Genomic DNA, 22947 nt, shown 5'->3' on the forward strand with positions numbered 1-22947 from the left:
CAGAAAAATCCTGGCGCCATTTTCATTGCCCTTTTGCGCTTTAGCTTTAACCCTCAAAATTATACCATCAGTCTGAGTATAGGAACGAACTATAGCAGGGTCTAGCGGCCAAGAAGTATATGGACTAATACCAGAGACATTTCCTTCGTTATGAGATTATCCTCTAAGAGGAGGGGCTATCTCCTGCAAGCCAGTTTACCTTCTGGAAGCTGAATAACCCCTCACCTTCGTTCTATCATATACTCTTAATACAGCAGTTCATCCCTTGGTAGATCCTAATTGTTTATTAAAGGATAAACTATAAAATTAAGTTATATTTTATAAGCAATGAAACCATTGGTATCATTCCAGTTCATTGCTTTCTCTATCTCTTCTATTAGTTTGTTAACATTATTGATGAAAATCACTTTCTTTATGTTGTCAATAATGTCTTCATCAAATGAAATAGCAACTATCCATGAGTCTACATTAGGTAACTCATCGGTAATGAATTTTTTTAAACAGTTATTAGATACTTGATGTTTATTAACATCCTGCTCCCACTCATATATCGAATTATCGTCAATTGAATATATTGAGTAATTATCTAGCTCTACATTTTGAGGTAATAAAATTTCGTATGATGGAAAGTGGTCGGGGGAGGCTAATTTCAGTGTATCCATCCAAGAATATTTTTTGGGGAATTGGGAGAAACTCTCCTCTCCCCATGATATTAGGTCTTCTTTCAAATTACAAACATCATTACCCTTCGGTAAAAATAAATCTATATAGATATCCATACTATTTCCCTTGCGCTGCTGTGTTAAATGGAAGCATTTGGTTGCCTTTCGTTCTTAACCAAATTTTCCCGTCAAATATAAAAGGGTGCTGGTGAGGGTTTGGATGATGATGAGGTTTATCATGATCCCCCCAGTGAACTTCGCTTCTAGGTACGGGTTGCCCATTAGCTAAAGGCCATGTATTTTCTGGGAATTCAGCTGACTGTCCATACACTCCACCACCCTCCGAGCTTACCTTACCTCCTAGAACCGTGTGCGCTCTTCCTTCAGAATCGGGATGAGGGAGAGGTATATCCTGACCGTTAACACGTTGCTTAGCTAATTCAATAGGGTTTCCATTTTGGTCTCTGTATATAAATATTTTCTTGTGGCCTAAGTATTTCAGGTTCTGGGCTTCTATTTCCTGTAGGCTGATTATCAGCCCCAGGCATCCCTTTAAGCCCCAACGGATCTACCCAGCCAACCGGGTTCCCATCAACATATTGATAAGAGTTCAACCCGCCATCGAGTTTTACCGGATCCGCCGTCAAATACCGCCCAACACCCGGGTCATAATACCGGTTCAGGTTGTAATACAGCCCGCTTTCCGCATCTTCGTACTGCCCCTGAAAACGCAGTGGGTTGTTCACCTTCGGTTGTGGGTGTTCGTCCCGTGCATCTGGCGGTGTCCATTCATCCGTCAGTTGCCCATAGGCGCTGTACTATCTCCGCCATACGGTGTTGCCCTGGCTGTCCGTCAGGCTGTGCGGTGTGCCAAGGTGGTCATTCTGGTAGTAGTAAATCTCCGACTTGCGTCCTTTGCCCAGCAACTACGCCAACGGCACGAAGCTGCCGGGGCTGAAGACCCATAGGTATGTGATTCCAATAAAACAGTTAAATTAGCCATTTTTTCTTTCTGTCTGAGTTCACTCAGGCTAACCACACCCCGAAGAAAATCCCTACCGAAGTGCCACTGATAGTTGCCCCGCGTTAACTATCAGCTCAAACGACATCTACTTACATGTAGGGCCATCATTTAATGACATTTAGTTACCAATTTGATAGCTCACCATCCTCGTCTAGTATAAGGATATTCACCGTCCCCCTTATAGCAGAAAATAACCCCATCAGGTCATCCTCAATGCTTTTTGGATGGGAGCTAATTTCTAAGGATATTGATTCCGGTTCAATAAAAAGCCTAACATCGTAATTCCAATGCTCCGCCTGCGCTTTACTTTCCAATCCTAGCAACCAATACTCGCAGTTTGACTTATCATCAACAAATGTCCTTAGCGAAGTAATCATCATTCTTATTTCATCAATATTGCTAATGAACCAATATGTGTCTTAGAAGTGTATTCTAAACTCAGCTGACATTATTGAAATCCTCTTATCGACCTTGCCGCAGGATCGGTATTCCGGGGCCCAGGCAATCTGTCCTTTGCCGTTGACCAGTTCTTGCGGGGGGCCTAGGTAGTCATTCAGATTGTTCAGGTCGATATTTTCATATCGACCTTTCTGAGCTACCTTTACAGCATTTCATTCACTTTATAATTATAAATTCCTTTTTTATTATCATCTATTTTTTGATTGATTGAGATTTCAATTGCATACTCAAGAAGTAATTTCATAAAATGGTGGGGATCTTCTAAGATGTCACCAAATACTAACTCATGCAAAGCATCCGCAAAAGACTCGTCAGCATTTAAAAGATACCTCTCAAGCACGGCAATAGTTAAAAAACATCCGAGTGGGGATGATGTGAGATCACCCTTTATATATTTATCAAATAATTTAAAAACACTCAGCTTATCGGATAAATTGTATTTAAATATATCCTCGACCTCCTCTACAGTAGTGACATTTGAGTTGAAGGGGCTTAACACCCCCCCTAAAAACCCCATCGCTTTCAGCCTTTTCTTTTTATTTAACTTCACTTTTATTGTCCCCGTTTAGGATGGCTGGTTAATGGACTGTCATTATCATCAATATCTTTCCCCATATGTTGAGGCCTTTTTGAAAGACTGTTGTCACCTCTTTATTTCAATATCAATTTGGCGTGATAAATAGAGTTAAGCTGATCTCGTTGGCTTAAATATCGTTTCGGAGCTCTAGGGGACTTTAGCTTGCCCAGCTTTCGCGGCACTTTTTATGTATTACTGCTTGATAAACCGGACTGTATCCGGTGACTGGAAAGATAAGTGATGTAAAAAGCCGGAACTATCAGAAGTTCCAGCATTATCATCTACAACATAACTAATGAATTACATCAAGTTATCATGAGAGCAGTGGGATAGCATTTATCTAATATTGTTTTTTATTTCCCTTGCTTTATAAGTCAAAGCAAAACAATCCTCCAGTGGTTCTCCATCTAACGCCCAGTATTCAATTAACTGAAAATGCTTCTGGTGATTATTTGAAAGCAAATCTAATGCTTTAACGATAACTTCATTATTAGTATCCATTCCCATACTTAAACAATCATTAGTAACATCGAGTATCAATTGCATCAGCAAATCTCTCTCTGATTCTGAATAATTATCATTTGAGTAAGTTAAGATATATTTGTTCAGATATTCCTCAGTACGAAATTCCTCAGGTAATTCATATGTCCAATCTTGAGTAAACTCATCCCCGCAAGGTAAGCCAAGATCTCTGCATATCCGTTCTATTGAGGTCATTTTTTGCAACTTTATAATTTTTTTGAGATGTGTTAAGTTATATAGCAATGACGTTATGGCAGAGCCAGAATATCAATCTGGTGGGACTGCAAGCATGATGTCCGACAAGGTGATTCGGTGTGGCAAAGGAATATACTTATATAACAAAAAAGATATAAGGCCGAAACAATCATAACCTCCGGCCTTTCTAATCACTTAAGCATATACAACTTCGCACTGACCTATCACATCAAAGACATGATCATAAGTACTTAAAATGTAATTGTTATTTCCTCCTGAAACAATCAAATCAAAACAAGACTTCTTTATCAACTGATAGTCTGATTCATCAATCATTGTTATTTTTAAGCTCTTTATGTTTTTGAATTTAAAACAAACTAGAGCTTCAATATTACTTTCTGTGGGCGGCTGACAAAAAGACAGATCAAGTAAAGCATTCACCTCAATGCTCATGGGGTACATATCTAACTTGACATTCTTTAATATTAGCGCATCTCTTCCATGTATTGTCCCGTACTGAGTTTTAATTGCTCTGTTTTCCATTTTTAATTCCTCACCCTTATATTTTTCCCACCTGTTTTAGTGGAGAACCTGTCAACTAAATTAATCCCTTTCAAATCATCCGGTGTTGCCCATCGTGTTGGAATTTGGGATATTCCAGCCTCCTTAGCTGCATATAACCTTCTATTGTCTAAAGAAAATACTGAATGTTTGTGCGCTCCTTGTGACAATAGTTTTTCTTGGACTTCAACAGGGAGATCCACCATCCTCACTCTTCTTATTGGCTCAACTTGATTGATATATGAAGGATCATTTTTCAATCTAAATATTAAATCATTAATTTTATTACCGTCACTAAAATGTGGATTAATACTATCTTGAGAGTACTGGATAGTTTTAGGATTTATGAATTTAATTGATGGCGGACAATCTCCCAACGCATTCGCTAACCCCAGCGGATCCACCCACCCAGTAGGGTTAGGTACATACTGCGTCTGGTTTAGGCCACCGGCCAGCCCAATAGGGTCAGGGGTGATAAACCTTGCGGTCTCCGGCGAGTAATAACGATACCGGTTATAGTGTAATCCGCTTTCAGCATCGAAGTACTGCCCTTGAAAACGCAGTGGTTGCGGCACAGATTCAACGAACGCTACCGCCAGATTGCCGTAGGCGCGGTACGCCGCGCTCCAGGCAATCTGTCCTTTGCCGTTGACCAGTTCCTGCGGGGTGCCCAGATGGTCATTCAGGTAGTAGTAAATCTCCGACTTGCGTCCTTTGCCCAGTAACTGCGCCAACGGCACAAAGCTGCCGGGGCTGTACAGGTAGCTTTTATAGGTCGCCAGGTGCGCCGGTTTTGGGTCATCCGCTGTGAAGATATTATCATCGTCGGCGCATTCTGCCACCATCCGCTCACCCTGCCAGAAGAACCGGGTTAGGGCATTAGGCCGTTGGGCTAGCAGGTCCTGCTTTTGGATGCGTCGACCAAAGGCATCATAGGTATAGGCAAAATGGGTTTTCTGCCCCTGGCGTTGTTCAATAAATTCCACCAGCCGATGCTGGCAGTCATAACGGAACTCCCGCACCCACAGTGGCTTGGTGCTGCGCACTTCACGTGTCAGGTTGCCAAACTCGTCATACTCGAACCGCACATCGCCTTTCTGCTTCAGCAGGTTGCCACGCACTTGTGTTCCACGGGAGGCAGCATCGTTCCCCAATACGTTACCCGCTGCATCGTGCGTAAACTGTTCACTGATACCCCTCCAGCGCAGCGCCTGCGGCAAGGCTTCGGGGTAGGCTATCGGGTGGTGCAGCGCTTCGGTCAGGCGATGTTGCTTATCGTAGCGGTATTCCCGGTTGCCTTTGTGCGGGTCGAGGATCTGCGTCAGGTTGCCTGCCGGGTCGTACTCGTAACGGCGCTGCATCACCGGTGTTACGTCTGGGGCGTCACCCTCCAGTTCTGCCTGTACCAGGGCAGTAGCACGTTGATGGCGCAGGCGTTGCTGCGCGTCATAATCAAACTCGCTTACCACCTCACCGGTGATGCGCCGGGTTTCCCGCTCGCCGCGATACTGGTGTTCACTCAGTATGCGGCCATTCAGGTCAATGCGTGAGACTTGCCCCTGTTGGTAGTGGTAAGCCAGCAGGTTGCCATCGGGCAGGCGTTGGCGCGTCAGGTTGCCCGCGTTGTCATAGCCGTAAAACAGGCTGGCAAAGCCCTGATACTCCTCCGTCAGGCGACCAACCTCATCATAGCCGTACGCCAATGGCCAATGCCCGTCATCCACCAGGCGCAGGCGGTTAAAACTATCGTAGGCGTAACAGACTTCCTTGCCGTCCGGCAACACTTTGCGAACTAGCCTCCCGGCAGCATCCCGCTCGTAGCGGGTCACCAGCGCGGTCTGTTCACTCTGGCTAGTGCCGTACTCGGTGCGCTGGGTCAGGTGCCCGTTCAGGTCGTAGTCATAGAGGAAGTGGCGTCCGTCAACGGTGTGTTCTTCACTCACCAACCCGTTAGGGTAATAGGCCAGCCGATGATGTTCGCCGTTCTGGTTGATGATGTCGCTGACGAAGTTCTTCGGGTTGTCATAGCGGTATTCCACCTGGCTGAGGTCGGGGTAAATGACTCGGCTCACCAAATGGGAGTTTGGATGGTATTCGTATTGGGTGGTCAGCCCTTTTTCATCACGTTCGCTGGTCACCTTGCCGTAGGCGTTGTACCGGTAGTGGCGTACTGTGCCGTCAGGCGCGTGAATAGCCTCCAGCCGGTTGGCGGCATTCCAGGTATAACGGGTACCGTTGACCCCTGCCTCGTCCAGTGGGCTATCGCTGTGCCGGATCACCTGCCCCAGCAGGTTGTAACGATAATAGTGGGTCAGCCCGTTGCGCTGATGGTGTTCCAGCACCTGGCCAAAGGCATCGCGGACAAAGCGCTCGCGGCTGCCATCCGGGTATTGCACCTCGTTGAGTGCCCCTTGCGCAGACCACAGGTAGTGGCAGGTATTGCCCAACGCATCGGTTTCTTCCGTCAGGTTGCCCTGCGTGTCGTAGCGATACCGTTCACGGATCTTGTCCTCCTGATCGAGGCTCCAGGTGGTTTTCTCTACGACCCGGCCCCGCGAATAACGGTATTGGGTCTCTTGTCCGTCAGGAGTGCGCACCCAGGTGCACTGCAGTTCACCGTTATAACCATATTCGGTGCGGTTGCCCAATGGATCGGTTTCACTCAGCAGCTCACCGCGTTCACCGTATTCATTGAGGTGGGTCGCGCCGTCCGGGTCGACCTTCTTTATCAGGCGACGAAAGCGGGTGTCATGTTGCCAGGTCTCCCGTGAGCCGTCCTGATGGACCAGGGTGACGGCCCCGGGTTGCTCATCCCACAGAAAACGTTGGTCAAAGTTCGGCAGGTTGCTCCAGTGGTGCACCGCACGGGCCTGTTTGCCTTCCCCTTGCCACTCCCAGTAAAACTCAGCTCCGCCAGCCAACTGCCGCAGGCTGAACACATAGTCATCACGGTACTGATAGCGCTCGGCTTCCCCGGCCGCATTGATAGCGGCACTCAGTTGCCCCCGCTCATCGTACTCATAGGTCATCAGCGGATGGAGAGCCTCTTCCCGACCCGATTCAGGGGTCAGGCTCAGCTGCGTCAGGCGCCAGCCTTGAGGTAGCTCCTGATAGCTGAACTGCAAGGCTGCACCAGCCGGATGTTCCAGCCGAACAGGTAAGCCATCGTGATAATGCAGGGTCAACCGCAACTGGCGGTGTGAAAGGCCGGTGATGCGCCCGGTCGTTTGCCCCGTAACCCGATGCACATGCAACACCCAGCCTTCCATGCTACCGGCCATCAGGCAGTAGCTATTGGGCTCCTCGTCCAGATAGGCGGCGGCCCCGGCTACATAGTTAAGCCCACTTGGGGAAACTTCGGTAGGTAACGGCAGAATGGTGGTGAGGGTCTGGTGATCGGTCCAGTGCAGTTCATCACCGATAAACTCCACCTGATGTTGCAGGCTGTGGCTCCAGCCAAAACCAAACACCGATGTGCGTTCGACCGCGGTGGTGCGGTACTGACGCTGGAAGATAAAGGGCGTCAGGCCAATCAGTTGCCCATCGTCCAGAGTAAGCAACTCTTCGCCGTTGATCAGCGAGACCGGGCAGCCGGTGCCGGGGGTGCACTGCGAGTTCACCGTGGGCTGGTCAGCCGCATTTGTCGCAGGGCTGTTTTTCACCGTGCCTGAGTTATCCACCAGACCAGTTTGGTTTGACGAACCCAGCTGGTTTTTCCGATCCTGTTTCAACTTGGCATTGGCCTGGCGCTTGAGGTTCATTTGGCGAGTCTTCTCAAAGAACCGTTTGACCAGTTCCAGGGTGGCAAACAGAATCGTCTTCAGTCCCTGCCAGACAGACTGCAATGCGCTGCCCAGTTTCTTGAGCAAGCTGCCTACCTTATAGATCAGAAACGCCACGCCCAACCCGGCGGTCACCAGGGTCAGCAGCGCCCCGAAGACAATGCCGACCAACGCATCGCTGATAATGGAACCCCCTATTTTTACCATCGGTTCCAGTAGTGCACCCCAGGGGTACATACGCACTTGCAGTTCCACCGAACGCATAAACAGGTACAACGCAGCTTCATCATTGAACAGCGCCAACAGCTCGCGGGCCATCTGCTTGCTGCCTTCCAGCAGGGACTTCAGTTTCTGTTCATCTAACTGGGTGATGAGATCCTTATACTTACCCGCTTCCGCATAGATTTTCTGCCCGTACTTTGCGGGGTCGGTGATCACGTCGTAGGCCAGTTTTACGTCGTCCCACAGCCCGAACATGCCGTCGTACAGCCCAGCGCCCAGCGCGGTCAACAGGCCTGCATTGATTGGGCTCAGCTGCCACTGAGGCCTGTAGGTCTGCCATTGCGTTGACAAGGTGTCGTACATCTCTAGCATCAGGCCGTCATAGGCTTGCAGCATCTGGACATTGTGCTGCTCAAGCTGGGGATCGGTGGCTTTAACGTAATATTTCTTGCCCGCAGTCAGACCAGGGAAACGGGCTATGCCTTGCTCATCGGTCTGCTGGGTAGCCACCTTCGAGTCAAAACCAAAACTGACATCTTCATAGATCTCAATGGTCACATCGGGGATGGGGAGTTCGAGCGTAGACTCGTAGGCGAGGGCAACCTTGATCTCGCCACTCTTCGGGCAGGTCACTACGCTACTCTCAAAGCTGCGATCGTTTTCCGAGACCACGGTCTTGCTGTCGTTGAGCCGCAGGGTTTTTTCCATCTCCAGCGTCGGCCCACCTAATCGCCCTGAAATGCTGCTGGCCGTGGCCCACTCCTTGACGATCTGCCGATACTCTTGGGTGATCAGGGTCTTGTTTTTGAAGCCCAGCAAGGCATTGTCAATACTCGCAATATATTCGGTCGTCATAGTCCATTACTCACGGTCGAAAAGAGGAAACGTTGAAGGTGATCACCTCAAACGGATTGGTACGGCAGCTCAGCGCATCTACCAGGGCCTGGGATAGCCGTGCGGTTCGCTTCTTCGGATCTGGCGTCTGTTGCCAGACCTGCGGGTAAAGCCGCAGCGCTATCTGGCGCAGTACCGGTTCTGGCACGGCTTGATAGAGTTCAAACTCATTCTCGCGCAGCCAGGTCAGCTGGTTGGCGATCAGCGGTTCTGGATCTTCATCCAGCAATGCATCTACCATCCCTTGGGGCACCAGCCACCAGGGGCTAATCTGGGCCTGCGCAGAAGGATCCACTGGGCAGGTAAAACCCTCGCCGTTCACCCAGTAATCGGAGAACACCGGCAGGATAGTGCGCCACTCATCGCCAAAGTAGCGCAGGTAAGCTGGCAGATAACGCCCATCCCAATAGCGGAAAAACACCGCTTTGCCGCTGGGCATGATCACCTGCGTCAAACCGGCAAGGTGGGTCGCCAGGGCAGCCTGCGGCAACGGCGAACGTGCCAGCCAGCCCCAGTTGCGTAAAGGGGTTTCTGCCACCCAGCGTAAGAATGGGCTGCCTTCGTTAAGTTGCACCAGCACCGGCATCACTTCAAACCAGTTGGCATAGGGCGTATTGGCGTAAAGCCCGTGCGGCGTGCGGCTACCGTCCTCACGGTAATAGGCTTTGATGCCTTGCGCACCATGGGTATTGGCCAGGATGGCATACAGCGGTGTACCCGCCGTGTTTCTTACCCAGTCCTGTACACGATTTGACATGGTCATCTTCTCCTTGATTAAAGAACGGCCTTAAACTGGCTGCGCCAGGTCAGCTAGCGTGCCGAAGAGGACGATATCCATTCCTCCCGAGAACAAAAAAACGGATCTTTTGCTCATGACTTTTTGCCCATCTTTTTGAATAGCTCTTCTACATCAGCAGATTGCGAACTTTTGAGCCGATCGCCGAGCATATTCAAATAGTCTTTACCCGTGGCACCGGACAGGTTGCCTGCGTTAACCATTGAGGTCAGCCCGCTGATAGGCAGCGAGCCAACGTTAGGCAACGCTTGAGAAACACCGCCTGCCGAGGCCCAGCCACTGCCGGGCATCCCTTGAGAGACACTGGCCGTTGCCGGCATCGCTCCACCGGATTGCTGTACAAAGCCGCTGCTTGCACCTTGGGCACTCGGCTTGGCAGGGGCCTCATCTATCGGGCAACCTCCGGCTTTACATTTCTCACACTCTTCGCAATAAGGGGCATCACTACTAAGCACACCCTGCTGGATCAGCGTGGGTGCGGCCAACAACGGCACCACACCCGGCATTTTCAGGTTGACGCCTTGTCCGCTGCCCGCAGAGCCACTACCCACCTGCAATGACGACGACGTGAAAATGGCCCCCGGTGCCAGTTTGATAAAGCTGCCCCCGGCCTTGAGCGTTAGCTCACTGCCCGCCGAGAGGGTGATTTTGGCCCCGGCTTCTACCGACACTTCCTGCCCAGCCTTCACCACATAGGCGCTGCCAACCTGCAAATGGGATTCGCCGTCGGCCAGTTCAGACTTTTTGCCGCTGGTGTGGAGCGTGAGTTCGCCCTTGATGCGGCTTTCCCGGTTACCCTCGATTTCGCTCAGGCTGTTGCCGCCAATCTTGCTGCTCTGGTTGGCGCGAATGTCCCAGTGCGCATCGTTGTTGACCAGGGCCTTGAGGTCTTTCTGCGCATGCAGGTAAATCTCCTCGCTGCCCGCCTCATCCTCAAACGACAGTTCGTTAAAGCCCTCGGCCTTGTGCGATTTGGTGCGCCAGACCGATTTGGTCTTGTTGGCGGGCAGCGGGTAGGGCGGTTTGTTCAGGCCGTTGTAGTAACGCCCGCTCACCACCGGCCGATCGATATCGCCGTTCAGGTAGCTGATCAGCACTTCCTGGCCAATCCTTGGCAGCGTCACCGAGCCAAAACCGTCCCCCGCCCACTGGTTGGAGACCGGCACCCAGCAGGAGGCTTTTTCATCCGCCGGATCGTAACGGTTCCAGTGGAAATGCACCCGCACCCAGCCCAGTTCGTTGACGTACAGCTCTTCGCCCTTTGGCCCGACGATCGTGGCCACCTCGTCCCCGTCGGCCAACGGTTTGTAACGGTAGCTTGGCCGCCAGTCGATATTCCCCGGCGCAAAGGTCAGCGAGTTGGTGAAGGTGGTGCCGCTGCCGTTACTTTCTTCTTCCAGCGCGGCAGGCTGCTCCCCACGGTGGCTGACGGTGATCACCTGCCAGCGATCGTTACGCGCCTGCACCGGGTGGCCCTGCAAGGTAAAAATTGTGCCCGGCATCAGCCGGATGCTGTTGGTTTCTGCTGCGCCCTGTTGGGTGCCCGCTTGCATGGCCTCCAGTCGCACGGCGCTGAGCTGCGGCCCGGTCTGGTCATCCTGATAACGGCCATAGCTCTCAAATACCGAGTACTGGGTGGCTTCACCGCCCAATGCAGGGTCGCTCTGCTTAAACTGCAGAGGATGGTCTGGCCGCCGGTGTTCGCGATCTTTCAGCACGCTTTCCCGTGACTGCATGAACGCTCCCAGGGTCAGCCGATGGGCGATGTCGCCCTGAGTTGGCGATTGGATATGCGGGTTGAAGGTCAGCGGGATACCTTCCGTCATGCTCAGATGCGAATCGCCATACACAAGTTCGTTATCTTCAAACCAGAAGCTGATCCCCACCTCGGCCATCAGCCGCAGGATGAAGTCCAGGTCGCTTTCGCGCTTCTGGGTCACGTACTCACGCGGTGGATAGGTCTGCTGGATATGGCTCTGGTAAGGGATGCGGTGTTCGTCCAATACCTGATTGACGATGTCCGGCACCGACAGGAAATGGAAGATCCGGCTGTCCTGTTTCAGGCTCAGTACCCAGACATCCGGGCGGATCACCGCCTGATAGTAGGTGCGGCGAAAACCGCTTTCTCCCTGAGTCAGGCTGGCGATCAGCCCTGGGATCGTGCGCTGTTCCTTGCCACTGACGGTGACGGTCAACGCCCCCGGCTGCAGCAACTGTGCTTCCAGTTCGATGTCTGACCGGGTGCTGACCAGGTTCACCGTCAGGGTAAACAGGGTTGACAACCCTTCTTCCAGGGTAAAACCGGCCACGTCAAAGGTGCCCGGAGGCAGTTCACCGAGTTGGCTGCTGAAAAATAATCCGCTGTCCATCGTTCACTCCTTGTGGTGTCTCACATCATGGCTCGTTGGCCGCGCGTCAGGGGCAATGCCCAGCGCCGCTGTGAAGGTTCGGTTATCACATCCAGCAGCAGGAAGCTGTTGGTGGTCAGGCAATGGGTAAAGAAGACGCTCAGCGCCGCCGCAAAGGTGTAGGCTTCGCCGGGGCTGTCGAACGCCTGGTCATCGAGCGTCAGGGTCATCTGCAAACCGCGCCGCAGCCGTTCCCCCATCAGGGTATTCACCGGTTCGGTCTTGACGGCGGTGATGCCCTCCACCGCCCGGCGAATGTGCCGGACCTGGGGTAGGTTATGTCGGGCGTGCAGGCAAAAATCGTCGATCGCCCGCTGCACCGTTTCCCGGTGGTTGAGGAGCGCGGGGCTGAACGACAGGCAGGCCATCAGCCGCCAATGGTGATGGCTGTCCACCACCGCCGGGTACGGGGTCGAAAAGCGGGTGACGGTAGTGACGTCCAAGGTGTCGGTCACCGCCATGCCAAGCAGGAAAGGGGAGCCAAGCGGTAACGTGGGCGAGTGCGCCGAGGTGGTGAGCAAATCGCAGACCACGGCCCGGCAAGGGGGCTCGGTCAGCGGCTCCCCGGCACTGTTGCACAGCACCAGTTCATGCTGCATCCGCCCCAGGACATCACCGCTGACCCGGACGGTGTAAAACAGCGCCAACCCGGCGTCGGGTGCATAACGCGATTCCGGCGTCAGTTCGCTGTCGGGCTGGAATTGCACCCGTCGGCCCCGCCGCAGGGTATCCGGCTCTTCCAGCATGCTGACGCCGGTGATGGCATACACCCAGCGATCGTCGGCATACGGCAGCGGGTAAACGCTCTGCCCGGGTAGCAGCCGTATGGGGGCGCTTTTCTGTGCCGCCAGGCTGATCACCGGGACGCAGTGCAGCATAAAAGCCGACGCCAGTTGGGCCTGGGTGAGCGGGATCTCCCCGTTGAACGTAAGAATGACGGTAAAGGTGCGGCTGTTCCCCAACGTCAGCCCTGAGTGCATCGGGCCAAAATCCAGCGTCAGGAAATCATTCACATGGGGCAGGTACAGGTATTCGGCCAGGCTCTGCAGCGCCCAGGTGGTTTCCCCCTCGTGGGGCAGAATGCGGTTATCCGCAGTGGGTCGTGGGGAGGAAAACACCGTCTCCAGCACCCATTGTCGTCCTTCCACCTGTAGCACGGGCCGGTCCTGATGTTGTTCACACCACAGGGTCAGCGTCGCAGCCACTTGTGGATCGTCGCCCAGAAACAGCGACAGCGGCTGGGTTGGCCAAGTGTCACCCGGCCCCTGGTACTGAAACGTCAGGCGGATCTCGCTGTGGGAGTTGGTGACCAGCAACTGCCGGTCAATCAGGGCCAGCGGTTGCAGCGTCAAGGCATGGCAGGTCTGGAACACCTGCGTACGTCCGTCGGACAACAGGGAGAGCGATTCTCCGGCGGGCAAGGTTAACGGCGCATCCAGCGTGCTGGCTTTGGCGCTGACGTTCACCACGCCACAGGCCGGAATAGGCCGCAGGGGGAAGGGCCAGGTACGCGCAAGATGCCCCTGCGTGACTTCGGGGAAGCCGTCCTCCAGGCGTTGACGCAGCCCGGCATTCAGCATTGCCGCCCCCTGGATCAGGCATTCCACATCCGGATCGCCCGCATGGCGGCCCAGTTGCGCGGCCAGTGAAGGCGTTTCCTGCCCCACCTTGTCCGCCAGCGCACGCAGGTAGGCATGTTCCTCTCTGAGATGATCGGTAAAGTTCATATCAATCCTTGACGTTGGCTACCTGCGCACAGGCAACAGGGTGTAGGGTTTCTCTTCGGGTTGCCCCACAAAGGTGGTCCACCCCAACTGGGTCCGTTGTGCGTCGCCGAGCTTCAGCCCCCCGGCCTGATGCCGTGCCAGCGTCAGGCGCAGATCCCAGACCAGCGGTTCGCGCAGGATGTACTCGACAAAATTGACCAGCAGGCGGTGCTGCTTACCGTCAGGCAAAAACGACAGGTACTGTTCTTGCGTGAGCTCATTGATCGACAGCTGAAATTTGACGCTGCGATCGCGCATCCGGCTACCGATCACAAAGTTGCCCCCCAGTAGCGAACGGGGTTGATGGCGTTGCCCGCGTACGGCGGTGACCTGCCCCAGGCGATTTTGCTGCTCGTCACTCAACGTCATGACGTGGGGCATGCAAGACTGCACCGTCACGTCCGGGAGTGAAAAGAAGTGGCCGACCAGGCGAGCGATCACCTCCGGCGAACGGCCCGGTGAGGCCAGCAGACCGGCGTAGGCCAGCATGGCTTCGGCGTTGATACCCAACTGCTCTCGCGTCTGCGGATGGCCCAGGCCTATCAGGGCAAAAATACGCCCCGAGGTGGCATCGCGGCCCCCCGGTTTAAAGGTGATCTCATAGCGGTATTTGCGCCAAATCTGGTGCGCCAACGATAGGGGCCGATGGTTGAACACCGCCAGAAAATCGTTGAGCCGCGTTTCTCCCTGCGCCGTGCTCCCGGCAATGTCATCCAGATAGTAATAGGGCAAGGGCGACTGGCTGCCTTGCAGGCCCAGAAAGCTCACCTCCAGGCGCAGCGGCCCACCTGGTTCATGTTGTAACGCCACCACATCACTGGCGGCAAAGCCCAATCCGGCAGCGGCGGTAAAGCGCAACGCTTCCCGGTTCGGCGGCAGGCCGAGCGTGCGGGCCGGATCGATGCCCGCCAGACGGTTCAGCCCTTCCACCAGGCGGTAGAAGTCATACTGGCTAACGTTATCGGCGATAACCTGGAGCTGCTGCTCCTGCTCTGCACTAGGGATCATAGAAAGCGGTAAGACTCCTGATTATCTTGGTTAACCACGGTAAGGGTATGGAAATGGTTGACGCTGGCACGCTGGGCCAGGAACCGTGCCAGTACCCGGCCATACAGATAGAGCTCGCCTTCCGAGTCAAACGCCCCTTGGAGCCGCACCGTAAGCACCGAGGCCAGGCCATCGATCGGCACTCCGTCGATATGGCGTTCAGCCGGGCGTACGGTCAGGCTGAGTAACCCCGCCATGCGCCGCCGGGAGACGCCTGCCGCCAGTTCACTGTGCCAGGCGGGCAGATCGCAGGCGCTCAACACCTGCCGCAGCGCCGTCAGCGTCAGCAACGAGCGGCTGTTCAATGAGAGATTGCGCAGCAGGGCCGCCTGCAAGGTGGCATCCAACCTCGGACTAAGGGGGACCGACGGGCGGGTGATATTGTGCACACGAACCCCCGGTGGGCAGCCGGTGGCCGGTTGACGGAGTTCTCCTACTTTCAGGTGCAACGGCAAGCGGCGGTGGCTGCACGTCAGCCGTACGGACACCGATTCCAGCGGTAGGTTGTCCAGGTTTTCACCGTGGCGGATCAACGCCAGGTGATGGTTCAAGCCCCCCACGGGCGACGATGTGACCCGCACGTGGTAATACCCCGCGTCTTGTTGCTGGCTGAAACGCTCAAACGGCGCATAGTGGCGGGGGGTATCACTCAGGGCTGATACGCCGGTCACTTCATCTACCGAGAACACGTCGTAATCCTCGGGATGGCGCACGCTGGGGAATAACGGCAGCTCTGACTGCGTGCCATCGAGGCTGACCCCGTCAGCGTAGTGGCTAAACAGGTTGATGGCGGGCGTGCAATGCAGGCGCACCGTCTGGCGGTTGATAACCAGGGCGGACGGTAAAGGCCGGGAGAAGGTGAACCGCAGGGTAAAGCCGTGAGAGGCCGATAGCGGAGGTAGGCTAGGGAAGCCCGTCACGTCCATAAATAAAAAGGCGTTGGGGAAACAGGCGTGCTCCTGCAGCAGGCGATAGCCGGGGTCGGCATTCTGTGGCCACGGCAACAGCGCCTCTTCGTCGTTGAAACCGACCGGGGTGAGCGCCAGCTCAGGCAGCGGCCATGTCTTTCCCCCCACTTCCAGCGTGGCGTGGCTCAGGTATTCACTCAGCCACAAATGCAGCTGTTGCCCGGTGTGCAGGTCTTCCCCCAGATACAGCCGCAGGCCGTTCAGGCTAGTGAGATCCAGCGGCGGATCCGCCGTGGTGACCAGTTGCAGGCACAGGCTATCATGGCCGTGCCGTTGCTCGCGGCTTACCGCCTGCACCTGTAACGGCCACAGCCGGGTATCACGGCAGGTGCGAAAATGGCACCGCAGCGTTTCCTTACCGGTTGTCACCGGCAGCGGGATACTGACCACCGTGGCCCCCTTGGCGATCTGGGGGCAAGCCTGCGCGGGATCCGACAGGTAATCCTGCTGCCATTCCAGCACGGTCATGCTCGGGGTGGGCCGCAGAAAATAGGGCCACAGCAGGGCCAGCATATGGTGGGTGAGGTTCGGTAGCTGGTCTGCCAACTGCCCCTCTAACTGCCCGGTCATCCAGGCCATGCCCTCCAATTGCCGCTCCACATCGGGGTCGTGGTTGGGTGCGGTCAGGAAGGAAACCAGCGGGGCATGTGTTTGTTGCAGCACCTCGGCAGCCTGGTGTAGCGCTTTGCGCCGACGGGCTGGAGGGAATGGCCGATGTTTATCCCGGTTCATGCTGAAGACATCCTGTCTTGGAGATTATTTATCCAGGCGCCCGGTCAAGGCGAGGACGAAGTTGGAGCCCATGTGTTTGAAATGCGGCTGCACATGCAGCTGTGTCAGATACCAGCCGGGATCATTCGCGACTTCCTGCACCTCAATGCGTGCAGCGCGTAACGGGCGGCGGCTGCGTACGCTGGCTGGTGGGTTCTCCTGATCGGAGACAAAGCGTTTTAACCAGTTGTTGAGCTGATGCTGCAGGTCTCCCCGATTGCGCCAGCTACCCAGCCGTTCACGCTGCAGCACTTTGATGGTGTGCGCCAGCCGGGTGATGATAAACAGGTAAGGCAGTTGCGCCCCCAGTTGGTCATTGACTCGGGCGTTCATCCCTTCAGGCGTAAGGTCGGTATATTGCGGCGACTGGATTGAGTTGGCCGAATAAAACACCACGTCCTGCCCTTGCTTGCGCACCCCAAGCGGAATAAACCCGGCCATCGACAAGCGGTACTGCCACTGGTCCGATAGCAGCGTCTCGGTTGGGATCTTCTCTTGCCAACGCCCCAGCGCCGCATAGTAGCGAGCGGGCAGGTTACGGAACGCTCCGCCGCTCTCCGCCCCGATAATATTCGGGCACCAGCGATAACGGGCAAAGCTGCCCGCCAGGCAGAGCGCCAGTAAAAAGGCGCTGTTGCCCCACAGCAGGTGCTGATGTGTTGCAATCTGTTCCTGATAGACAAATTGCCGGACCTGCTGTGACGCCGGGGTATAAGGCTCACGCTGCAAGAAACGGCACACGGTCAGCCCCAAATAGCGGGCATCCGGAGTAGCTCTGAGTGCCTGCCAGCGCAGATGTGTCGGTGCAGCCATGACCGCATCCAAATCAAGAATGGCGGGCAGGTCGGCCAATGAATCAACGCCGAAGAAGGTGGCGTCTGCCGCCGAAAGAAACGGCGCGTGCGCCATGGCGCTGACCACGCTGAGGTAGTGCAGCAGTTTGATATCGGCGGCACCGGGGGTGAAATCATAGCAGCCAATCACCGCTGCTACCGGCACCCCACCAAACTGGCCGTAGCCTGCCGAATAGACATGCTGGTAATAGCCCGAGGAAGTAATGTCTGGGGAGAATTCGAAATCCGCCAGCAGCTCTTCCTGAGTGGCATGGAGCAGCGTCAGCTGAATGTTCTCGTGAAACGGAATGTTATCGACCAGCAGGGCCAGCCCGCGCCAGGTCGATTCCAGGCGCTGAAACGCCGGAGCATGCAGGATGGCATCCATCTGGGCACTCAGGCGCCGATCCAGTTCCCGCAGCAGGCGATCAATCAGCAGAATGTTGAGGGTGACGCCACGGCCTTGTTCCGGCAGGGCGCGCAGCAACAATGCGATATCCGCGTGGCTCACCGCATATTCACTGCCATGCAGCGTTGCAAGTAGCCCAGCGGCGAGTGAGGTGCGCGGTGGGGAAATGTCTGAATCGGTCTGTAGCGTATCTAACGTAGCCACGGCATCCTTGCTCCCTGGTAAAGAGTCTTGTCCATTATTTTGCGACTCTGCCGCTTCTGGCGGAGTGATTAGCGCTGAACGACGTTGCCGTCAGGCATTACATTCATGTTGTGAAGCAATAAGGGCGGCCCCGCAGGCGGTTTTCATGCCTTCCAGCGCCACAGGCACCCCACCGACCAGTGCGGTTTCTGCGCCAGTGACAATGGGAAAAACCCCTTTGCATAGCGGGCAGGAAACCAAGTGTCCCACCAGCGCTACGTTTGTTCCGCAGAACTGCATCACTGACGATCCCTGTAACACGACTCCACCATGAGAGGTTTTGTCGCCTTGTAAAATCACGGCTTTCCCTGCCATACGCCCACCATAGTTAGTATTTTCTTAATAGATTACAGGATGTATACATTTGAAAGAAGTCGAAATATAACGGCGAGTAATGAATCTGTGAGCCGCATAGGGATAAAGGGAGATCTTTTAGCATCAATCTGGAGGCATTGATAAAGCGACCATTGCATGACCTTAGCCAGGACGAGGTCAGCAGTTGTTTCTGCGTGGCTGCATGCAAAATAAACGCCATTCGTGTAATGAGCTCTAACAGCTATCTCTGGCATACTAAGCGAATGGCCGTAATGTCAGTCAGATAAAAACGGAGGCTGCATGACAAATGAATATTTACCTCAGGCTCCTGCCGGGGAATTTCTGCTGTTTAAAAGCGCAGATGGGAGTACCCGGGTTGAATGTCGGTTTGAAGCGGAAACGCTCTGGCTATCCCAAGCGTCGATGGCCGAGCTGTATGACAAAGACGTTCGAACCATCAATGAACACCTCATCAATATCTACAAAGAAGGCGAGTTTGAGCAAAATGCAACCATCCGGAAATTCCGGATAGTTCGTCAGGAGGGAACTCTCCAGGTCTCCAGGGAGATCGAACACTACAACCTTGAGGCCATACTCGCTGTTGGCTACCGCGTCCGATCAGCCAGAGGCACCCAATTCCGCCAGTGGGCCACCCAAACCCTCCAGGAATACCTGATCAAAGGCTTCGTGATGGATGACGAGCGGCTGAAAAATCCGCCCGTTGGCACATCGGCTGTACCTGACTATTTCGACGAGATGCTGGAACGCATCCGCGATATCCGCGCCAGCGAGCGCCGGGTTTATTTGCGGGTGCGGGAGATCTTTGCGCTAGCCGCCGACTACCAGCCCTCACTCAAAGAGACCTCGCAGTTTTTTCAAACTATCCAGAACAAGCTACATTTTGTCTGTACCTCAACACAATGCAGGACGGCTCCCTCTCCTTTTGGGAGAGGGTTGGGGTGAGGGGAAGTACTTATTGCGCAACCAATTGATTTAAAATTGATAAGTTACGCAGATGGCAACGCTTCAGGCTGGCGTTTTTGACGAATATTCTTGATCAGCAGGGCCGAAACGCAAATCCCGGCACAGGCAAACACCGCCATTAAACCAAAGACAATCTGGTAGCCCACGATCCCCGGGTTGGCGTCCAACACGTGGCCATACAGGCTGTAGCAAAACATGGCTGGCGCGTAACCAATGAAGCTACCCAGCGCCATCGCTGCACCGGTGTTTTTCTCACTGATCCCTGCTTCACCAATGGGGGCAAAGAACACCGCCCGCTGAGTAAATATCACTGCACCGAACACCAAGGTACACATCATGCCTAAATAAACTGGCATCTGCTCATGGGGCAGGACAATCAGCACCAGCAGGAAAATCGCGCTGATAATAAAGGTATAAAACAGATATTTACTCGGCGATTGCAAAACCTTGTCGGCAATTAAACCGCCGATCGGCCCACCCACCATTTTCAGGCAGTATTGATTAATGATCCCATAAGCGCCAACCAGCGCGATAGGCAATGCATAGATATTACTTAAGAACGGAATAAAGAAGGTGAGGCCACAATACACGGCGTAAACACAGAACACGCTAAAGGCGATGAGCCACACCGTTTTATTCTTTAATATACTGCCGAAGCCGGCTTTTTCCGTTTTGTCCTGCTCATCTTTTGTCACGGGTTCCTCCGCGTTGCCTTTCATTGCAAAGAAAAGGATAACGCCTACCAGAATGGCAATGGAGGAGTAAAACAGAATACCCGCCTTAAATCCTAAGTAGCCGCCACCGAACCAGGCGAAAACGGCCAGCGCACTGAAGGCAATCACCGTATCGACAATGCCGCGCCCGGTTTCGAAGAAGCCAAACAGCCTCCCTTGCTGAGTATTGTCACCCAGCAAACTGACCGACTTCAACAACACCGGCCAGTTGAGCATATCGCAGGTGACACCAAACAGCGCCCAGACAAACAGTATGCCCCAGTAGCCCGGCATGGTAGATAAATAAACGCCCAATAACCCTGTCGCAATCAATGAGAAAGACATGGTAAACCGGCGGGGTAAACGATCGGAAATATAGATAGATAAAAAGAAACCTATGGTAGTGACGATGGAGTTAACCGACATCGCATTACCAATTTCACCATTGGTAAGATGGAAGTACTCTTGCATCGGAACATAAAAGGCATCTTTTAATGAAGGCAGTTTATAAATGGTCCCACCGCATAGAACTAACAGACTAAATATAGTCCACTTCTTTTTTGTTAGCATAGTTCCACCTCACCACTGGATATCGTGGTGTTATTGACAGTTGTAGATAGCGTCATCCCATCTCAAATGAGATGCTTCGCCCTGGGTTGGTAAAATTAAAATTATTTCAATACGGCTAATGCATCCTGTTTTAATTCACTGAGGATTTCACGGACGTAATTTATTTGCTGTAATGCGTCGCTTAGCTCTTTATCCAGTCTTAGGTCTATATCTTGCTCGGGAAGCGGGGTTTCGCTCATTTCTCGCCAAGGTATCCACGGATTGTGATCTTCACCGTCAAAGCGGAACGGTGGCGCATAGTAGTCCACTTCTTCCTCCAGGCCATAAGCCATAACCTGCGGTTGGTTTTCACCCAGGCAAATAAGCTGCAACAGCAACTCCTTGAATGGCAAATCCCCTTGCCCTGAGATACAGGCTTTATGGCCTAACCCGTTAACTTCGTGGGTGATCACCGCATCTTTAATATGCACCTGCGTGATTTGGCTGGCCATCGCGGCTAAGGCAGGGAGAGGCTCTTCGTTGGCGTTGATCATATTGGCGAAATCAAACAGTAACGAAAGCTGGGGGAAGTCCGCTTTGGCCAGCAGGCTCATCAACTCGTGGCTTTTCAAATCTTCATGCTGTTCGAGCGTAAAGCTGAGGCCGCTATGCTGGTAGTTTTGTTTAATATACTGAATATCTTGTGCAATTTTCACCATCACGTCATCCAGATGCCCTTCATAACGTGGATAGAATCGGACGGATGAAGCGCCGGATTTGAGGGCAATAGCCACCGCCTGATCGAGGGTTTTGGCATCGGAGGCGCTGGTTTCGATATGCACATCCAGCCCTAGCTGGCGTGCCTTGTCACCAAAACGGCTCAACTGCTCATCGCTCGCGCAGCCTAAAGATTGGCTCTCACCGTCAAGCACGTGGATCTTCACGCCCTTCAACCGTTGCTGGCTGGCAATATCCAACAGATCCTCAGGTAATATCTTTTCCATTCTCATATTCAGATGGAATGCGTAGGCATGCAGATACAGTGGAATATCCGCTACACGCTGCAAAATCTTGTTCGCTTGTAAACGATCCATGATGTTCCCTATAGGTCGATAAAAAATTCCACGGACTCAAAACGCCAATGCTCGATATCGATCTGCACGATGCGGTTTTGTTCATCGGCGCGATATTTTTTAACCCGTATGGAAGGGGTACCCACAGTACCGCCCATCCCTTGGCTGGCTCCGCCCGAAAGGCGGGTAGGTTTAAATTCCAGATGCCGGGTGTGCGTTTTTTTGGCAAAGGTTGTCGCCCAGACTTCCGCAAACGAGCGCTCACCCAGTTCATCGATAAAACCAGGTGCAACCTGCGTATTGATATAGGTTTCGTGGTAGAACACCTTGTGGCTATCCAATGCTCCCCAGCCGCAGATCTTGTAAAGCTCAGCGCCTTCTTCAACTTCAAGCAGGGACAAAATCTCCGCTGGCGCAGTGCGAACGCACTCTTTTGCCAGATAGCCCCAGGAAGGCAAACGCCCTTGTTCCATTGCGGCCTGTTTGAAGCTGGTGGAGCTATTAGGGCTGTAATTAAAGCGCGGCAACGCAACAAACCAGCCGCGACGATCCTTACGAAAGATCTTCGATTCGCCTTCCAGAAACAGTAGCGCCTGGCGCAACGTCATGCGCTTAATCCCCAGCAGCTCTTCCAGTTCGCGCTCAGAAGGCAGCTTGCTCCCTGGGGCGACAACCCCTTGGCTCAGCCACTCATTGAGCCGGTGCTTCGCCAGTTCTACGGTTGAGGTGTTTTCCATGAATTAACCCATTTGGTTTAAACCAGATTGCAGGCAACGTTACTCTCAGTCCGCAATGATGACAATGGGCGCGCTGTGGGCTAGCGATTGAATTGTGAACTCTCTCGCAGAATCCAGGGGATTTGTCGTTATAAACGTTATTGGTGTCATGAGGCTTCGGCATGGAAGGCGGGCTGGACCAACATTCAACTAGCCGGAAAAAAGAGGCAGGTTATTACGCTATCCATATGGGAGAACGGAATCCTGAACTTATCAATATTTTCAAGGTGTTAAAATACGATAACATCAAATTGAAAATCAGCAGAGTGAATACCTGGGACTATCTCCTTTCTTTGCCCAATCAAACGCTGATGATCTGCACAGAGGATTGAGCAAGGTGCAGGGTAGGTAGACGTCAGCCTCAATACGCTGGACGGCTGGAAAACTACCCAACCGTC

At 53.5% G+C, this 22947-nt stretch carries 19 protein-coding genes and 1 pseudogene; 2 read left to right on the forward strand and 18 right to left on the reverse strand.

Annotated elements, in window-relative coordinates:
* Positions 1-311: 311 nt before the first annotated feature.
* The 15 genes from WN53_RS08585 to WN53_RS08645 form a co-directional block, all read right to left on the reverse strand.
* Complete coding sequence (locus WN53_RS08585) at positions 312-779, reverse strand: hypothetical protein (protein ID WP_024484465.1); 468 nt, start codon at positions 777-779, stop codon at positions 312-314.
* 323 nt (positions 780-1102) lie between these two features.
* Positions 1103-1462, reverse strand: coding sequence for an RHS repeat-associated core domain-containing protein (locus WN53_RS28135; protein WP_080660690.1), 360 nt, complete (start codon positions 1460-1462; stop codon positions 1103-1105).
* Between the two features lie 18 nt (positions 1463-1480).
* On the reverse strand, positions 1481-1588 hold the full coding sequence (locus WN53_RS29125) for an RHS domain-containing protein (protein ID WP_080660689.1): 108 nt from the start codon (positions 1586-1588) through the stop codon (positions 1481-1483).
* A 220-nt stretch (positions 1589-1808) separates the two neighbouring features.
* A complete protein-coding gene (locus WN53_RS08590) occupies positions 1809-2066 on the reverse strand; it encodes a hypothetical protein (protein ID WP_051346279.1) in 258 nt (85 codons plus the stop codon).
* Positions 2067-2287: 221 nt separating this feature from the next.
* The gene (locus WN53_RS08595; protein WP_037412027.1) at positions 2288-2695 is read right to left on the reverse strand and encodes a hypothetical protein; all 408 of its coding nucleotides are present in this window, start codon (positions 2693-2695) and stop codon (positions 2288-2290) included.
* A 363-nt stretch (positions 2696-3058) separates the two neighbouring features.
* Positions 3059-3439 carry a hypothetical protein gene (locus WN53_RS08600; RefSeq protein WP_046808046.1) on the reverse strand — a complete coding sequence of 127 codons (381 nt, stop codon included), beginning with the start codon at positions 3437-3439 and terminating at the stop codon, positions 3059-3061.
* Positions 3440-3634: 195 nt separating this feature from the next.
* Positions 3635-3982 (reverse strand): hypothetical protein, encoded by a 348-nt coding sequence (locus WN53_RS08605; protein WP_024484462.1) that lies wholly within the window; start codon positions 3980-3982, stop codon positions 3635-3637.
* A gap of 2 nt (positions 3983-3984) precedes the next feature.
* Positions 3985-8859, reverse strand: coding sequence for an RHS repeat-associated core domain-containing protein (locus WN53_RS08610; RefSeq protein WP_024484461.1), 4875 nt, complete (start codon positions 8857-8859; stop codon positions 3985-3987).
* A gap of 10 nt (positions 8860-8869) precedes the next feature.
* Positions 8870-9655, reverse strand: a complete 786-nt coding sequence (locus WN53_RS08615) for a DUF4123 domain-containing protein (RefSeq protein WP_051346276.1) — start codon at positions 9653-9655, stop codon at positions 8870-8872.
* A gap of 113 nt (positions 9656-9768) precedes the next feature.
* Positions 9769-12063: a type VI secretion system tip protein TssI/VgrG gene (gene tssI / locus WN53_RS08620; RefSeq protein ID WP_024484459.1), complete on the reverse strand. Its 2295-nt coding sequence runs from the start codon at positions 12061-12063 to the stop codon at positions 9769-9771.
* 20 nt (positions 12064-12083) lie between these two features.
* Positions 12084-13829 (reverse strand): type VI secretion system baseplate subunit TssF, encoded by a 1746-nt coding sequence (gene tssF, locus WN53_RS08625; protein WP_024484458.1) that lies wholly within the window; start codon positions 13827-13829, stop codon positions 12084-12086.
* An 18-nt stretch (positions 13830-13847) separates the two neighbouring features.
* Positions 13848-14876, reverse strand: a complete 1029-nt coding sequence (gene tssG, locus WN53_RS08630; RefSeq protein WP_037412026.1) for a type VI secretion system baseplate subunit TssG — start codon at positions 14874-14876, stop codon at positions 13848-13850.
* Positions 14873-16615, reverse strand: coding sequence for a type VI secretion system baseplate subunit TssF (gene tssF, locus WN53_RS08635; protein ID WP_037412025.1), 1743 nt, complete (start codon positions 16613-16615; stop codon positions 14873-14875). Before tssF (WN53_RS08635) ends, tssG begins: the two co-directional genes overlap by 4 nt.
* A gap of 24 nt (positions 16616-16639) precedes the next feature.
* Complete coding sequence (tssC, locus tag WN53_RS08640) at positions 16640-18100, reverse strand: type VI secretion system contractile sheath large subunit (protein WP_024484456.1); 1461 nt, start codon at positions 18098-18100, stop codon at positions 16640-16642.
* Positions 18101-18190: 90 nt separating this feature from the next.
* Positions 18191-18454: a PAAR domain-containing protein gene (locus WN53_RS08645; protein ID WP_024484455.1), complete on the reverse strand. Its 264-nt coding sequence runs from the start codon at positions 18452-18454 to the stop codon at positions 18191-18193.
* Between the two features lie 300 nt (positions 18455-18754).
* Between WN53_RS08645 and rhuM the strand changes: the two are divergent.
* Positions 18755-19366 (forward strand): annotated as a pseudogene (gene rhuM, locus WN53_RS08650) (RhuM family protein); the annotation flags it as partial.
* 95 nt (positions 19367-19461) lie between these two features.
* Here the strand turns inward: rhuM and WN53_RS08655 are convergent.
* The 3 genes from WN53_RS08655 to WN53_RS08665 form a co-directional block, all read right to left on the reverse strand.
* Positions 19462-20721, reverse strand: a complete 1260-nt coding sequence (locus tag WN53_RS08655; RefSeq protein ID WP_024484453.1) for an MFS transporter — start codon at positions 20719-20721, stop codon at positions 19462-19464.
* A gap of 101 nt (positions 20722-20822) precedes the next feature.
* Entirely contained in the window at positions 20823-21794 is a 972-nt protein-coding gene (locus WN53_RS08660) for a sugar phosphate isomerase/epimerase family protein (RefSeq protein ID WP_037412024.1), read from the reverse strand.
* An 8-nt stretch (positions 21795-21802) separates the two neighbouring features.
* On the reverse strand, positions 21803-22510 hold the full coding sequence (locus WN53_RS08665; RefSeq protein WP_024484451.1) for a GntR family transcriptional regulator: 708 nt from the start codon (positions 22508-22510) through the stop codon (positions 21803-21805).
* 161 nt (positions 22511-22671) lie between these two features.
* Between WN53_RS08665 and WN53_RS08670 the strand changes: the two genes are divergently transcribed.
* Positions 22672-22881 (forward strand): hypothetical protein, encoded by a 210-nt coding sequence (locus WN53_RS08670; RefSeq protein WP_024484450.1) that lies wholly within the window; start codon positions 22672-22674, stop codon positions 22879-22881.
* The last annotated feature ends 66 nt before the right edge of the window (positions 22882-22947 follow it).

Origin of the sequence: Serratia fonticola, assembly GCF_001006005.1 — a bacterium.
Classification (GTDB): domain Bacteria; phylum Pseudomonadota; class Gammaproteobacteria; order Enterobacterales; family Enterobacteriaceae; genus Chania; species Chania fonticola.

What these genes read in the sequence shown, in the direction of transcription:
- WN53_RS08590 (WP_051346279.1), bottom strand. Translation starts at nt 2,066, where the DNA reads ATGATGATTACTTCGCTAAGGACATTTGTTGATGATAAGTCAAACTGC.
- WN53_RS08660 (WP_037412024.1), bottom strand. Translation starts at nt 21,794, where the DNA reads ATGGATCGTTTACAAGCGAACAAGATTTTGCAGCGTGTAGCGGATATT.
- tssF (WP_037412025.1), bottom strand. Translation starts at nt 16,615, where the DNA reads ATGAACCGGGATAAACATCGGCCATTCCCTCCAGCCCGTCGGCGCAAA.
- tssI (WP_024484459.1), bottom strand. Translation starts at nt 12,063, where the DNA reads ATGGACAGCGGATTATTTTTCAGCAGCCAACTCGGTGAACTGCCTCCG.
- tssG (WP_037412026.1), bottom strand. Translation starts at nt 14,876, where the DNA reads ATGATCCCTAGTGCAGAGCAGGAGCAGCAGCTCCAGGTTATCGCCGAT.
- WN53_RS08670 (WP_024484450.1), top strand. Translation starts at nt 22,672, where the DNA reads ATGGAAGGCGGGCTGGACCAACATTCAACTAGCCGGAAAAAAGAGGCA.
- WN53_RS08645 (WP_024484455.1), bottom strand. Translation starts at nt 18,454, where the DNA reads ATGGCAGGGAAAGCCGTGATTTTACAAGGCGACAAAACCTCTCATGGT.
- WN53_RS08655 (WP_024484453.1), bottom strand. Translation starts at nt 20,721, where the DNA reads ATGCTAACAAAAAAGAAGTGGACTATATTTAGTCTGTTAGTTCTATGC.
- WN53_RS08605 (WP_024484462.1), bottom strand. Translation starts at nt 3,982, where the DNA reads ATGGAAAACAGAGCAATTAAAACTCAGTACGGGACAATACATGGAAGA.
- tssF (WP_024484458.1), bottom strand. Translation starts at nt 13,829, where the DNA reads ATGAACTTTACCGATCATCTCAGAGAGGAACATGCCTACCTGCGTGCG.
- WN53_RS08665 (WP_024484451.1), bottom strand. Translation starts at nt 22,510, where the DNA reads ATGGAAAACACCTCAACCGTAGAACTGGCGAAGCACCGGCTCAATGAG.
- WN53_RS08615 (WP_051346276.1), bottom strand. Translation starts at nt 9,655, where the DNA reads ATGTCAAATCGTGTACAGGACTGGGTAAGAAACACGGCGGGTACACCG.
- WN53_RS08610 (WP_024484461.1), bottom strand. Translation starts at nt 8,859, where the DNA reads ATGACGACCGAATATATTGCGAGTATTGACAATGCCTTGCTGGGCTTC.
- WN53_RS08585 (WP_024484465.1), bottom strand. Translation starts at nt 779, where the DNA reads ATGGATATCTATATAGATTTATTTTTACCGAAGGGTAATGATGTTTGT.
- WN53_RS08600 (WP_046808046.1), bottom strand. Translation starts at nt 3,439, where the DNA reads ATGACCTCAATAGAACGGATATGCAGAGATCTTGGCTTACCTTGCGGG.